12 protein-coding genes, 1 tRNA gene and 1 pseudogene are annotated in these 13,925 nt (G+C 60.3%); 6 read left to right on the top strand and 8 right to left on the bottom strand.

Annotated features, from left to right (window positions below):
• The first annotated feature begins 98 nt into the window (after positions 1–98).
• The 3 genes from NWI_RS12180 to NWI_RS12170 all read left to right on the top strand — a co-directional run bounded on the left by NWI_RS12180 (position 99) and on the right by NWI_RS12170 (position 2,715).
• Positions 99–1,658, top strand: a complete 1,560-nt coding sequence (locus NWI_RS12180; RefSeq protein ID WP_011315556.1) for a 2-isopropylmalate synthase — start codon at positions 99–101, stop codon at positions 1,656–1,658.
• A 250-nt stretch (positions 1,659–1,908) separates the two neighbouring features.
• The gene (locus tag NWI_RS12175) at positions 1,909–2,487 is read left to right on the top strand and encodes a Spy/CpxP family protein refolding chaperone (RefSeq protein ID WP_011315555.1); all 579 of its coding nucleotides are present in this window, start codon (positions 1,909–1,911) and stop codon (positions 2,485–2,487) included.
• Between the two features lie 152 nt (positions 2,488–2,639).
• Positions 2,640–2,715 (top strand) — tRNA-Lys (locus NWI_RS12170).
• A 365-nt stretch (positions 2,716–3,080) separates the two neighbouring features.
• Here the strand turns inward: NWI_RS12170 and NWI_RS12165 are convergent.
• From NWI_RS12165 to NWI_RS18290, 3 genes are read right to left on the bottom strand one after another with little or no spacing between them, the layout of a single operon-like run.
• Entirely contained in the window at positions 3,081–4,679 is a 1,599-nt protein-coding gene (locus tag NWI_RS12165) for a recombinase family protein (protein WP_011315554.1), read from the bottom strand.
• A complete protein-coding gene (locus tag NWI_RS12160) occupies positions 4,676–5,143 on the bottom strand; it encodes a DUF2924 domain-containing protein (protein ID WP_011315553.1) in 468 nt (155 codons plus the stop codon). Before NWI_RS12160 ends, NWI_RS12165 begins: the two co-directional genes overlap by 4 nt.
• Before the next feature lie 2 nt (positions 5,144–5,145).
• A complete protein-coding gene (locus NWI_RS18290; RefSeq protein ID WP_011315552.1) occupies positions 5,146–5,472 on the bottom strand; it encodes a DUF3489 domain-containing protein in 327 nt (108 codons plus the stop codon).
• 399 nt (positions 5,473–5,871) lie between these two features.
• On the opposite strand from NWI_RS18290, the pseudogene NWI_RS17690 reads away from it, so the two are divergent.
• Both NWI_RS17690 and NWI_RS16500 read left to right on the top strand, forming a co-directional pair.
• Positions 5,872–6,028, top strand: a pseudogene (locus tag NWI_RS17690) (IS481 family transposase); the annotation flags it as partial.
• A gap of 536 nt (positions 6,029–6,564) precedes the next feature.
• Complete coding sequence (locus NWI_RS16500) at positions 6,565–7,602, top strand: hypothetical protein (RefSeq protein ID WP_011315551.1); 1,038 nt, start codon at positions 6,565–6,567, stop codon at positions 7,600–7,602.
• A gap of 471 nt (positions 7,603–8,073) precedes the next feature.
• Here the strand turns inward: NWI_RS16500 and NWI_RS17685 are convergent, their stop codons facing one another.
• Both NWI_RS17685 and NWI_RS17075 read right to left on the bottom strand, forming a co-directional pair.
• Complete coding sequence (locus tag NWI_RS17685; protein WP_011315550.1) at positions 8,074–8,448, bottom strand: hypothetical protein; 375 nt, start codon at positions 8,446–8,448, stop codon at positions 8,074–8,076.
• A gap of 266 nt (positions 8,449–8,714) precedes the next feature.
• Positions 8,715–9,197 (bottom strand): HD domain-containing protein, encoded by a 483-nt coding sequence (locus NWI_RS17075; RefSeq protein ID WP_244374911.1) that lies wholly within the window; start codon positions 9,195–9,197, stop codon positions 8,715–8,717.
• Positions 9,198–9,355: 158 nt separating this feature from the next.
• Between NWI_RS17075 and NWI_RS12125 the strand changes: the two genes are divergently transcribed.
• Positions 9,356–10,707 (top strand): IS3 family transposase gene (locus tag NWI_RS12125; protein ID WP_148203856.1). Its coding sequence is split into 2 segments (ribosomal slippage): positions 9,356–9,692 and positions 9,692–10,707, totalling 1,353 coding nucleotides; the frame shifts between segments, so codons are not numbered across the junction.
• Positions 10,708–11,215: 508 nt separating this feature from the next.
• Here the strand turns inward: NWI_RS12125 and NWI_RS12120 are convergent.
• From NWI_RS12120 to NWI_RS12110, 3 genes are all read right to left on the bottom strand, one after another.
• On the bottom strand, positions 11,216–12,460 hold the full coding sequence (locus tag NWI_RS12120) for an FAD-dependent oxidoreductase (protein ID WP_011315546.1): 1,245 nt from the start codon (positions 12,458–12,460) through the stop codon (positions 11,216–11,218).
• 345 nt (positions 12,461–12,805) lie between these two features.
• Positions 12,806–13,336 carry a heme utilization cystosolic carrier protein HutX gene (gene hutX / locus NWI_RS12115; protein ID WP_011315545.1) on the bottom strand — a complete coding sequence of 177 codons (531 nt, stop codon included), beginning with the start codon at positions 13,334–13,336 and terminating at the stop codon, positions 12,806–12,808.
• Between the two features lie 37 nt (positions 13,337–13,373).
• Positions 13,374–13,709, bottom strand: a complete 336-nt coding sequence (locus tag NWI_RS12110; RefSeq protein WP_011315544.1) for an antibiotic biosynthesis monooxygenase family protein — start codon at positions 13,707–13,709, stop codon at positions 13,374–13,376.
• Between the last annotated feature and the right edge of the window lie 216 nt (positions 13,710–13,925).

Below are 13,925 nucleotides of genomic sequence, written 5' to 3'. Positions count from 1 at the left end.
GCGCCGGCTGGGCAGTTGCTGCCTGGGCACTCAGGGGGGACGCAGAGACGCCAGCCCTTCGAGCGCCCCGCATGGCGCACTGATCAGAGGATTATTCCATGACACCCGCGAACAAGTCCGACAAGGACCGCGTCGTTATTTTCGACACCACCCTGCGCGACGGCGAGCAATGCCCCGGCGCCACCATGACGTTCGAGGAGAAGATCGAGGTCGCCGAGATGCTCGACGGCATGGGCGTCGATATCATCGAAGCCGGCTTCCCGATCGCTTCGGTCGGCGACTTTGAAGCGGTCGCGGAGATCGCCAGGAACGCCAGGAACGCGGTTATCGCAGGTCTGGCGCGCGCCATTCCCGGCGATATCGCCCGTGCCGGCGAAGCGGTGCGACACGCGCGCCGGGGCCGCATACATACTTTCGTTTCCACGTCGCCGATCCATCTGGCGCATCAGATGCGAAAGAGCGAGGCGGAGGTGCTTGAGATCATCACCGCCACGGTGAAGCAGGCCCGCAACCTGGTCGAGGATGTCGAGTGGTCGGCGATGGACGCGACCCGCACTCCGATCGACTACCTGTGCAAATGCGTAGAGGCCGCGATCGCGGCGGGCGCCACCACAATCAACCTGCCGGACACCGTCGGCTATGCGGTTCCTGACGAATACCGACGGATGTTCAAGACCATTCGCGAGCGGGTGCCGAGCGCGGATAAAGCGATCTTCTCGGTGCACTGTCATGACGATCTGGGTCTCGCCGTCGCCAACTCGCTGGCGGGCGTCGAGGGTGGCGCGCGTCAGGTTGAATCCACCATCAACGGCATCGGCGAGCGGGCGGGCAACGCCGCGCTGGAAGAAGTCGTTATGGCGATCAAGACCCGCGCCGATGTCATGCCGTATTGGTGCAACGTCGAAAGCACGATGTTGACCCGCGCCTCCAAGATGGTGTCGGCGGCCACCTCCTTTCCGGTGCAGTACAACAAGGCGATCGTCGGCCGGAACGCGTTTGCGCACGAGAGCGGCATTCATCAGGATGGCATGTTGAAGAACGCGCAGACCTACGAGATCATGACGCCGGAGAGCGTGGGCGTGAAGCAGACCTCGCTGGTGATGGGCAAGCACTCCGGCCGCCATGCCTTTCAGCACAAGCTGGAGGAACTGGGCTACAAGCTGGCCGAGAACCAGTTGCAGGATGCGTTCGTGCGCTTCAAGGCGTTGGCCGACCGCAAGAAGGACATCTACGACGAGGACATCATCGCGCTGGTGGACGAGGAAATGGCTGCCACGCACGATCGCATCAAGCTGTCGTCGTTGACGGTGATCGCGGGTACCCATGGTCCGCAGCGCGCGACCATGAAGCTCACGGTCAGTGGCCAGACCCGGATCGAAGAGGCCGAGGGCAACGGTCCCGTGGATGCGGTGTTTAACTGTATCAAGAGGCTGGTGCCGCACGAGGCCAAGCTCGAACTCTATCAGGTTCATGCGGTAACGCAGGGTACTGACGCGCAAGCGGAAGTATCGGTGCGTCTCAGCCAGGACGGGCGTGCGATGACGTCGAAGGCCGCCGATCCTGACACGCTGGTTGCCTCCGCCAAGGCCTATCTCGGCGCGCTGAACAAGATTGTGATGAAGCATCAGCGCGACGTGCCCGCCGCCGCGGCGAGTTGAACCCTCATTGCTGATGCGGAACGGACGGCGCCGTGAGGCGCCGCCGGTATTTGTGGCTGCGACGTGTCTGCGCGTCGAACGCGACATATCATCCTCATCGCGACGCATCGTTTGATGAAACGTAAACGGCCAAGCCGGTTCGACGAGGCGACATTACATCTTCGTGAGAGAAGGCACCCTTGCGAAGATGTAATTTGCCTGGCGCGCTACGTGCCTCCATCTTGATTGAACCTTGCAAAGGAGAGTTCCAATGAAGAAGAAGGCCATTCTCGCAGGTGTCGCAGCGCTGGCTATCGCCGGTTCGACGGCAGTATATGCCCATCAGCATCACCCGTGGTCCCATCAGCGCGTGCAGCTCAGTCCGCAGGATCGGACGGCTATCGCGGATGCACGGATCGCGGCGGTTCATGCCGGTCTTGCGCTGACGCCGGATCAGGAGAAGCTGTGGCCTCCTGTGGAACAGGCTATCCGCGATTTCGCCAAGCTTCGGATCGACCGCGTGAACGCCAAGATGCAGGCCAAGAAGGAGAAGAAGGAAAGCAAAAAGGATGATGCGCAAAAGCAGCAGGCGGCCGTTGATCAAGTGGCGCGGCTTCGCGCGCACGCCGATCGCATGGCCGAGACAGCCGCCGCTTTGAAGAAAATCGCCGATGCTGCCGATCCACTTTACAAGACCCTTGACGATGGCCAGAAGCGCCGTCTGATGGTCCTCACCCGCATGAATCACAGCTTTGGAATGGGGGGCTGGCGTCATCATCATCGCTTTGACCGGGGCGGTGATCGGCTCGATCACAGCAAGGACCGCGACGAGGACTCCGGTCGTCTCTGATCAGCCGGCATAGGTAGCTATGAAGAAGCCGCCGGGGATCGGCGGCTTTTTCGTCTCATCGAAAAGGCGGAAGAAAGCGCGGCCGCCTTGCTGGACATCGCGGGTCCACTTTGCTAAACGACCCGCTCCCGTGAGGGAATCCGGCCAGTTCCGGGCGATTAGCTCAGTTGGTAGAGCAGCTGACTCTTAATCAGCGGGTCGTAGGTTCGAGCCCTACATCGCCCACCACCCAGTTCGCGAGGATCGGACTCGGTGGCCCATCCCTCAATTTGTCGCGCAAATTGCGGGGTTTCGACGAGACATCGAGTCTCTGCGCGCGTCTCTGGACCCAATAATATCGCCAAAGGGCGCTCCGTCTCTGCATCGAAAATTCCCGTTCTTGGCCGAGCGGCAGAGACCGGTTCGCTGACTGGGTGGGCGCAGCCAGTTCGGCCGCTGCAACCAATCGGTTCAACGGGACATAGCCGGCGTCATGCTACTTTATGAAGAGGTGGGACGGCTGTGTTCTGCCCGTCTTCTTGAAATTTTGGGGAGATGCCAGGAACGGTTCCGCCGCGACTTGGAAATGGCAGACCAAAGGACGGTGGCGCTCGTCAGATCGGACCGAAACCTAGCGCTTCGAACTGACGATCCCATTGAAGCGGAAGCTCGCGCAGTTGTTCGAGACCGATGCCACGTGGCAACCGGCCTTCAACGGCAGCCTTGGTGAGTACGGGAGAGAGGAAGGCCAACGACAGAGTCATGTTGACGTGTCGCAGGCTGCATCGTTCGCGTTTTGCGATTGTTTGGGTATCTATCGCCGAGTCCGTAATGAGTTCGTCGAGCCAGCGCCGGCCGCGGGCAATCGCTGCGACCAGCGTGGCGCGTCGCTCCAGCTTCATCGGGCGGAGTGGAAGTTTTGCGGAGGTCGGGCGCAGGACTGATCGCGCTCGTTTGGAGGGTGGCTTAGTCCAGGGGATGACGATGGTGGAGTGGTTTTCTTCGATGGTGATGTCTGGATCCTGCTTCAGCTGCACGACGAGGCGGTTTTGCTGGACCTCAATCCGTTCGATCAGCAAGGAGGCGTAGGTGTTGTCGATCGGGCTCGTGCTTTTGTGTCGCGGCTCCAGCACAACCTTGCGGACCTGCTCGTCGATGTCAGGGGCAGGCACCCGAGAGACCGAACCAACCGCGGCGGTCGCTGCATTCCCGAACAGAAGCGGCCGCGAGACATAGTAGCTGTAGTGTCGGCCCTTCTTCTGGGCCTGGGTCGGCGCCATGCGATGGCCGGCGTCGTCAAACATCAGACCGGTCAGGAGATGGCTGAAGGAGGTCCGGGTTCTGGTTTGATGACTCCGCTGGTCCGTGAGCATCGTTTGGACGCGCTCGAACAGGTCGCGCTCCAGGATCGGGGGCTGCTCGCCCGGATAGATCTGGCCCTTGTAGTTAACCTCGCCAATGTAGAAACGATTGCGCAACAGGTGGAATAAGGCTCCACAGCCGAACGGAACACCGCCCCGAGTTACTCCGGTTTTGAGAAGACGCTGCCTGCTGACGATGTTGCGGTCCTTGAGGTCCCGCATCAGGGCACGGACACTGCCGAGTTCGAGATAGCGGCCAAAGATGTGACGAACCCGCGAGGCTTCTTCTTCGACGACGGCCACCTTGCCGTTCTCCATGACGTAGCCGAGGGGGAGGGGACCTCCGACCCAGATGCCCTTCTTCTTGGAGGCCGCAACCTTGTCCCGGATGCGTTCGGAGGTGACCTCCCGCTCGAACTGAGCAAAGGACAAGAGAACGTTGAGGGTCAGGCGTCCCATGGACGTTGTGGTATTGAACTGCTGGGTGACCGAGACAAACGAAACGCCATGGGCATCGAACAGCTCGACCAGTTTGGCGAAGTCGGCGAGTGAGCGGGTCAGACGGTCGACTTTGTAGACCACGATGACATCGATCTTGCGGGCCCGGATATCCTCGAGCAGGCTCTGCAGCGCCGGCCGGTCGGTTGATCCGCCGGAGAAACCACCATCGTCATAGCGGCGGGTTTTGACTTGCACCCAACCGGCATGGGCCTGGCTTTTGATATAGGCACTGGAAGCCTCAAACTGGGCGTCCAGCGAGTTGAACTCCTGGTCGAGTCCGTTGTCGGTCGAGACCCGGGTATAGATCGCGCACCGGACGATCTCTCGGGACAACGCTTTTCCCGCTCTCACGGCCCATCCTCCCCACCGACCGTGCTATCCCGAAGGCCAAAGAAGCGGGGGCCGCTCCAGCGGGTACCGGTGATGGCGAAGGCGATCGCTGAAAGGCTGTCATACCGTGTCCCCTCCCACAGGAAGCCATCCTCAACGACGATCGCCCGCTGGGTGATGCCGTTCCATTCACGGGACAGGATGGTGCCGGCCTTCAACTCGACTTGGCCCCGGTCAAAGGCGACCAGCTTGGCCATGATGGATTCGGGTGTCTGGGTCTCGACGATACGATCAAGGAACTGGCGAATCGCCGGATCGAGATCGGCCGACTGATCCGCCTGTCGCCGATAGCTTACGATAGCTGTCTGGAGATGTTTCGGAAGATGCGCCAGCGCGGACCAGCTTGACAGACGCCCCCGCGACTGCGGTCGCCGACCACCGAGATCGCGCTTGCGATTGATCCCATCCTTCGAGGCTTCAGCCATCGTCAGACCTGCTTCGCTGCAACGATGCGGTAGATGCGCTGATCTGCTTCAATGCTTGACACCAACTCGAGCCCGAGCTTCTTGCGGACCACGCCAGCCAAAAATCCACGCACGGAATGCTGCTGCCAGCCTGACGCTTCCGAGAGCGCGGCAATGCTCGCACCAGCCGGGCGCCTCAGAAGATCAAGCAGTTTTGTTTGCTTGTTAGCCCGTTCTCCGGCTGCATGCCGTGCGGACTGACGTGCCGCTTTTGCCTTCTTTGCCCCGCGACCAGCTTTTGCACGGCTAGCGCGTTTCCATGACTTCCGATTGCGGGATGACTTTTGCATAGACCCTCCGAATGATGCGACATCAGCGTCGCACCACCCGAGGCCCCGTCAGCGATGTTGCGCTGCGGGGCCGATCCAAGGGTCATCTCACGCCACAGCAATGCTCGCTTCGCCCGCGAATGCCAGTCCTTTCTGCAAGAATCTCTACAATACGGTCGAAGCCCGAAATGCCTCCGGTGCAGCATTAATGTCTCAAACCGCTCATCACGACGGCCGCGCAGATCTACAAACTCACCGCCTCGATCGGCCGGTGGCGGCAATAAGTCTAATCTCGGCCTCCACTACGATAGTCCGCTCGCTCTCGTCGTTCACTTTGGTCGGGCGGCATCGAGCTCACAGGCCGCTGGCGACAAAATGTGAAGCGTCCTCAACCAGATCGACTGCAACCGTGGGATTGAGCGAACAGATGAGCAGGAGTTCTATCAGCTCCACCTACACCGACGATGTCGATCTTCGCGCAAGGCTCTCCGAGTGGGAGCAGTTCTACAACCTCGCCCGGCCTCACGGTGCATTCAACGGAAAGGCGCCTTACGAGGTTCTCCGCGAACGGCTATAATTCAAGGGCGGATGTCCCATAAGTGCGCTGACATTACAGTCTTCGACATCCCGGAAGCTGAGGGTAAACCGGGCATAGAGCCAGATGGCCTGCTGAATAATCACGGGTGGGAAGCGATATCCCTGACGACCGCTCGCTCGCTACGGCGCTATGGAAAAGCGCGCTTCGCGAGCGGCCTTTGCCGCGTCTGGACTGGCCTACTTTTACTCCGCCTCAGTGGCCGGGTTTTGCTCCGCCGTTGACAGCAGACAGCACGAGAGTGAACATTACTCTTCGGCTTCCTGTCGCGCGTCAGTAGATCGAGCTTTCGAAAGCTGAGGGAAGCTCGTCGCTCTTTGATTTTTTCTGGCACCAGCCGGGGAAGGAAAAACCTCTCAGAAAAGAATGCTTTCTAAATCAAGGTGGTCAGACAGCTCGTGCGCATTCCCCTGAAGCTGGACATCTTCGCGCCAAGCAGCAAAGGTACCCGGCCGCGACAACACACCGATGAAAAACGTCTAGTTCGTTAAAAGTACCTAACCGCACGAGAAGTCAAAATGGGGCTCTTCGATTTCCTACGGCGAAAAAAGCCACGGTCGGTGCTAGAGGCGCTACAGTCGTCTCCAGAACTTCAGCCCCAGAAGGAATTGTTCGAGGCAATGGACGCCATGTGCGAGACTGGCGTCGATGCGGACGAGCTGCCAAACGGCATCGGTGAATATGGCCTGACAGCCACCAACCCAATTCCGTGCAGGACAATTTTCGGGAGCACTGCCTATCTCGGCCGTTTGCGGGCCGCTGATGGCGCAAAAGTCGCCTATCAGCGCCTCGGATCAACGCAATCGTCTGTCTCGGCCCATCCAATCGACATGTACGAAGTGACGCACCCGAGCGGTCGAAACCTTGCCACGTTGTATGTCTCTCCATACCACAAGCGCATTTCGGCGAAGACTCCGCGCGGATTCACACTCGCCGAAAACTCATTCGCGCAAGCAGCCCCCGTCAGAAACGTTGTGACGGAGCCGGACGGCACGGTGAGGTATTTCAGTTGCGGCGTTCTGCACCGAGAAGATGGACCGGCCGAGATCGAGGTCTACGACAACTACGACGGCCCAGAAAGACATCGGAGTTGGTATCGTTTCGGCGTATTGCATCGCGAGGATGGCCCAGCTGTCGTTGGCGGAAGGACGACCAATGGCTCGTACGAGTGGTGGCGGGAAGGCGTTCGACATCGGGACGATGGTCCCGCAGTTATCGATCTAATCCATTCCTTCGAGTTCGGCGATGGCCCAATTTATGAATGGTGGCGGAATGGCGTTCAGCAGAAGGTCCAGGACGGCGACGGCATTCTTTTCTACTTCAAAGATGGCGAGACCGTCCTGACGGAGCTACCCGACGGTTGTCGGATAGTTGATCGCGAAGACGAGTACAGGTTCGAAGATGCCGACGGGAATGACTTGGGAGACCCACCAATTTCGCTGAACGCGTATATCGGGTACCTCGAAGGGCGGGAGTGCCTGAACGAGCTCTACGAGGAACCACAATCAACGTTCGATACCTTCAACCCAGCGCCGTCTGCCCAGGACGGCGACTGATGCGGTCGACCGGCTTTGTCACGTTAGCGGATGATCGGTGCAACAAATCCAGCATTCAATCGCGACCACGCCGCAGCAGCCACCTCGCGCCACGTCTGCATGGCCGAGGCTCGGAATGCCCGGTGTGTCTTCGCTGAGATGAGGTGGCGTTGGACGTTGAAGGTGTTGTAGGTGGCGGCGTGGACGGACAGAATGTGTTTCGGCGCGGGGTCTCGACCATGATCGGCAAGGGGGTCCCATCATTCCAAGTCAACGAAATCAATGGGCTGAAGGGGTCCCAATGATGCTGATGGGGGAGCATTTTTCGATCAGCGTTCACGACCATGTCGACCTCGCAGAACCCCGGCGGCGGATCGTGCCAGTCATTAAACGTCCGGATCGGCACTTCACGCCGCACCGCCGAATAAAATCCGACCCGCCGGCGCTTACCGCCGGCCGCGGCGATTTTGGTCTCGACCAGCAGGCGATCAATCATGGCTGCGCTGACGCCAGGCACCAGCGCTCGATCGGCCTGGTCGAGCTTGAGCCGCCATGCCGCTCCAGCGAAGGCAGCAATGTCGGAATCATTACCTTCAGCCGCTTGCCACATATACGATCCGAGGCCTCCCACAGCGCCACAAGCGCATCCCTGATCGCGGCGCCATAGGTCGGCCGTCGCTGCCGCCGGGCCTCCGACGAAATTGCGACATGGGCCAACGCCCGAACCGCGTGCTTGCGATGCCAGCCCGTCACGGCGCAAAGCTCGTCGAGAATGCGCCCCTTATCTGCCCGCCCTGCTGATCGATAGCGGCCTACCACCGCCGCCAACACCTCGCGCCGTGGGCCCATGCTGATCCGGCTCGCCATTGGCGCCACCGACCTGATTCGGTGACGCCGCCCCAGTCATCGGCGCGGAATCCTTCAGTAACATTCTCGATGAGGCAATGCGGTGCATGCTAACCGTTGGAAGAAGTTTTTCTCAATGGGCTTTGGGACACTGCAAATCGCAATGGTAGCACGATATTCCGGAACTCCCCTCACCATCCGCCCAGCGGTAGGCTTAGCTTGGCAAGTGGGAAACCGTCACAGCGAGCTGCCGAGCCAGCGTCCCGGGCAGGACCGCATCGAAAATCTCACTGAGCTCGCGGTAACACCAAATGGTCCCGTCGCGCCCACCTGTAAAGCGGCGCCACAATTCGTCGCCGATGTTGCGATAGTCGTTCAGTGTCGCTTCGGCATTGTCGACCTTGTCGGCAAGGGACGAGCAACGACGAGGTGGGCTTTTTCGGGAGGAGCGAGAGATAAACTTCCTTCCGCGGACGCCAGGCCGGCGTCGGCTCAACCCAGGAATCAGTGCAATCGGCCACGATCTGCGCGACATCACTACCGAACCGTTTCCTGACCTCGTCGAGAGTTGCTTGGCCTCCCTGATCCTCCGCGGTGTCATGAAGAAGCCCGGCGATGGCCTGAACCTCGGTCCCGCCGGCGGACAGCACGCGGCTCGAGACGCTCAACAGGTGCGCGATGTACGGCGTGCTACTCCCTTTCCTGACCTGCGTCCGGTGAAGGTCGGATGCGTAGACAAGGGCTTCGTCATATAATTTGGAAAGTGCCATCAATTCTCATTTCATAGTAGCCGCAGCGAGCACACGCTGCATCCTACAAGAGTAGCTCACAATACGACATCGCTGTCCGCCGTCAGGGCTCTTGAGACAGTTTAGGAGTTTTCGGGAAGGGAGGATTTCTGGATCATCGCAGCCAATTTGGAGCGCAGATGAGACAGAAATCCGGGCCGGAGAAAGCACCGGCAGAGCAGGTCGTGAAGGACATCCGCCGGGCAACGCGCCGGCAGTTCTCGGCTGAAGAGAAGACCCGCATCGTGCTGGAAGGCGTGCGCGGCGAGGAGAGCATCGCCGAGCTGTGTCGGCGCGAGGGGATCGCCTCGTCGATGTATTACGGCTGGTCGAAGGAGTTCCTCGACGCCGGCAAGCGCCGTCTCGCTGGTGACACGGCCCGCGCCGCGACGTCGGACGAGGTGAAAGAGCTGCGCCGTGAGGCGCAGGCCCTGAAGGAGGCCGTGGCCGATCTCACCCTGGAAAACCGCCTGCTGAAAAAAAGCATGCTCGCGGATGGGGAGGACGACACATGAGGTATCCTGCATCCGAAAAGGCCGAGATCATTCGCCTGGTCGAGGCCTCGCATCTGCCGGCACGGCGAACCCTGGACAAGCTCGGCATCCCGCGCGCCACGTTCTATCGCTGGTACGATCGCTATCTCACCGGTGGGATCGAGGCTCTGGCCGATCATCGCTCGCGGCCGGATCGTGTCTGGAACCGGATTCCTGACCCAATCCGGGCCGAGATCGTCGAGCTGGCGCTGCGCGAAACGGAGCTGAGCCCGCGCGAGCTGGCGGTGCGCTTCACCGACGAGAAGCGCTACTTTGTCTCGGAGGCGTCGGTATATCGGCTGCTGAAGGCTCATGATCTCATCACCAGCCCAGCCTATATCGTCATCAAGGCGGCGTCTGAGTTCAAGGACAAGACGACAGCGCCCAACCAGCTCTGGCAAACCGACTTCACCTACCTGAAGATCACGGGTTGGGGCTGGTATTATCTCTCGACCGTGCTCGACGACTTCTCCCGCTTCATCGTCGCCTGGAAGCTCTGCGCCACGATGCGGGCGGATGACGTCACCGCCACGCTCGATCTGGCTCTGGCGGCATCGGGGCTCGACCAGATCACGGTCGCGCATCGGCCGAGGCTGTTGAGCGACAACGGCGCCTCATACATCTCGGCCGAACTCGCTACCTGGCTCGACGGCAAGGGCATGAAACACGTTCGCGGCGCGCCGTATCATCCCCAGACGCAGGGCAAGATCGAGCGCTGGCATCAGACCCTGAAGAACCGCATCCTGCTGGAAAACTACTATCTGCCCGGCGACCTTGAACGGCAGGTCGCGGCCTTCGTCGAGCACTACAATCACGGCCGCTATCACGAGAGCATCGATAATCTCACGCCCGCTGACGTCTACTTCGGCCGCGGGCAGACCATCCTCACCGAACGCGAAAGGATCAAACGCCAGACCATCCACCAAAGACGCTTGCAGCATCACCTGCAGGCCGCCTAACCTCAAACCCAGATGAGCCAGAACCTCCGTTCCCGTGACCCCGGAACAGTCTCAATTCATCTGACGACGGACAAGCGACGGCGCAAGACCGCCTGCCGAGGCGAACGAGCACACGATACAAGGATGATGAGCCCCATGAGCGGTGCCGGATGGTGGATGCCGGGAGTCCGCGGGATCAGCGATTGAATGACAGATCGCAAAGGAATCAACTGGCGCCGCAACCGCCATTTGGGTCGACACCGCCGCCGCCAGGAACGCCTGCAAAGCGAACGCGAAGGCCGTAACGACCCCAATCCACGTTTGCCATTTATGCTTCTGCCGCATCCGGGGCCGCCTGCTCCAGCGGCGGCAAATAGCAGATTTACCGCGCTCAGTAAACGCAGTGACTCAATGAGTCGGTCGGTACACCGTGACTGCGGCGGGATCTATCTGAAAGGGGGTCTATCTGAATGGTCAGGCTGTGCGTCCCGTCGCCGCGAGCGCCCACGCGCGATGGCGCGATGGGCTGTCATGCCGGCGCGTTTTCCCTGACGCGCGTGACACGCGGCGCTCGCTCGCGCACATGTTCGGTCCTGAAGCCAAGACCTACGAGGCGGCCTGACAGATGAGCAAGGATTGGCCATCGGGCCATGCGCCGCATGAAGGAGGGCGGCCCGTCCCGTCGTCCGCTATCCGCTGCTTCACGCTTGCGGCGGGCGCCCTGCATCATCAGCTGAACTTTCTGCGTCGCCTTCGTCGGGAAGGACCGTCGCGCCTCGACCGCGGCCAAATGCTTGTCCGCCAGTCCGCCGTCGCGTAGCGGATCGGCGAGCATGTTCGCGGCGGCGACCGCATCCTGAATAGCAAGGTTCACGCCGAAGCCGCCGATCGGCGACATCGCATGGGCGGCATCACCGATGCAGAGAAGGCCCGGCCGCCACCAGTTCTTCAAGCGGTCAATGCGTATGCTCAGCACATGGACATCATCCCACGACCGCACCTCGCTTAGGCGTTCGGGCGACAGCGGCGAGATCGAAGCGACCGCTGCGCGGAATGCATCAAGACCCGTGGCCTTTACGTCATCGAACGAGCCCTTCCGGACGACGTAGCCGCATTGCCAATAATCGCCACGGTCGATCATGACGAATCCCTGCCGTGGTCCGCCATGGCCCATGACGTAGGGTGGGTCGTCGGGCATGTGTGAGAGCTTCATCCACAGCACGTCCCGCTGGCTTCCGAAGCGCTCGATCTGCAGGCCCGCCTTCTCCCGCACGATCGAATTACGCCCGTCGGCTCCGACGACCAGCGCGGTTCTGATGTCCAGATCGCCGCCTGGTGTCAGGGCCCGAACTCCGGCGATCCGGCCGTCCTCCTCGATAAGCGCCGTCACCTCCGCCTGCATGATCAGCCTGAAGTTCGTAAACCTGGCCGCTTCCCGCGCGACATAGTCGAGAAAATCCCATTGCGGCATGAACGCGATGAAACGACACTTCGTCGGCAGGCGCGAGAAGTCCGCGATGGTGATGTCCTTGCCGTCGATCTCGGCGTGCAGTCTCGGAGCCTGCGTGTGCGGCAGCTTCAGGAGGCCCTCAAGCAGTCCGAGTTCATGCATCACTTCGAGGGTGGAAGGATGGACCGTATCGCCGCGAAAGTCGCGCAGGAAATCGCCGTGCTTCTCCAGCACGGTCACGTCGATGCCCGCGCGTGCAAGCAGCAGACCCAACATGAGGCCTGCCGGGCCGGCGCCGACAATGCAGCAGGTTCGATAAGTCATTTCTCCGGCATCTCCTTGCAAGCTCGGCCGCATCTTTCCGGAGAGGGCTTACCATACCGATCATTTGCTGCCGCAGAATGCAACCCCGCAGGCGCCCCGGTCATCCGCCTGATCGCTTGCGGGGCTTGAGGCAACTGTTCCCGCTGGGACGGGCCGGCTGCCGTTCTTCAGATGCCAGGCTAGCTGATCGAGAGCCTTTCACTTCTGAGAGAGCCAGCAACAGAACTTTATGATTGGGTTGATACGTTTATTCCCGCGAACCGGTATCCCAATCCGCGGGCCGTGCCGAAAACCCGCTTCGCTCGGAAACGCCATAACGGGCTTTGTCCCAGACTCCGGAGCTTCCTATGAACAAATCTCCTCGCTTGCCGGCACGGCGCCCAAACGTTCAGCAAGCGCGCGGAATCGTTCGAGCTGATCCTGCCGCAACGCTCTTGTCTCGTCCCGTCCCACGAATACCTTGAACATCACGCCGCCGTCGACATTCAGGAACGCGACGAATGCCGAAGACTTGCCCATGAAGGGGCGTTCGACGAAGGCAATAGCGGCGCATCTCTCATGCCGCAGATGGCCGTGCAGGCCCTTCGGCTGCATCAGGTTAAAATAACCGCGGCCGATCTCGCCGTTCGGAATTGGTCCGGTGAATTCAAAGATGGCGTCAGCGGTATGAACGATAAGAGTAACTTCTCCCCATTGCGTGATATCCTGCATTGCGTCCGTGAACACGCCACCCTGACAGAGCTTCACCATGCCGGACGGCAGTGCCTCGATCACCGTGCGTGGCGGCACATGGCGGTCGCGCGCCACGTCCTCGATCACCGCGCCGGGATTCTCCGCAAGATAGGTCCTCAGATCCGAAGCAAGCGCGCCGGTCACGTTAATCCTCCAGTGATGCGATGGGTCGATTACGACTTCAGGCGGCGGCGTCGGATTTTCGCTCGCTCTGGATGATCTCGAAACCTTCGAACTTCGGATGGCCGAGATACAGGCTCTCTCCTGTTTTATTGTCCGCGCGGGCGTGCGCTTTGCGAAACGCTTCAGACTTCGTCCATCCTTCGAACGCCGCGCGATCAACCCAGGTCGTATGGCTCGAATAAAGCGTATGATCCTCGGCTTTTGGTCCCTTCAGGAGATGGAACTCGATGAATCCCGGCATGGCTCCGAGGTAGGATTCACGCGTCACCCAAAGGTTTTCGAAAGCCGCTTCCGAGCCCGGCTTAACCTGGAAACGGTTCATCGCGATAAACATTCTGGTATCCTCCAGTTTTACGGTTGATGTCGTGTATGCTGCAATTCCCTGTCTCTGCAAGTCAGAATAACAGAACGAGAGCCGCGCCAGGGCATTTTCGCTTCTGATTGAATCAGAACCGAAACTCTAGATTGTTGTTTTGGCGTGTTTTCTTCACGCGACGGTTTCCACTTCGCTCGAAAACGCTATGGAGCATGATCCCGAATAGTGGAAACC

It is taken from the genome of Nitrobacter winogradskyi Nb-255, assembly GCF_000012725.1.
Classification (GTDB): Bacteria; Pseudomonadota; Alphaproteobacteria; order Rhizobiales; family Xanthobacteraceae; genus Nitrobacter; species Nitrobacter winogradskyi.
Note: the sequence above shows the minus strand (reverse complement) of the source record. Positions and strands in the feature narration are given on the sequence as shown.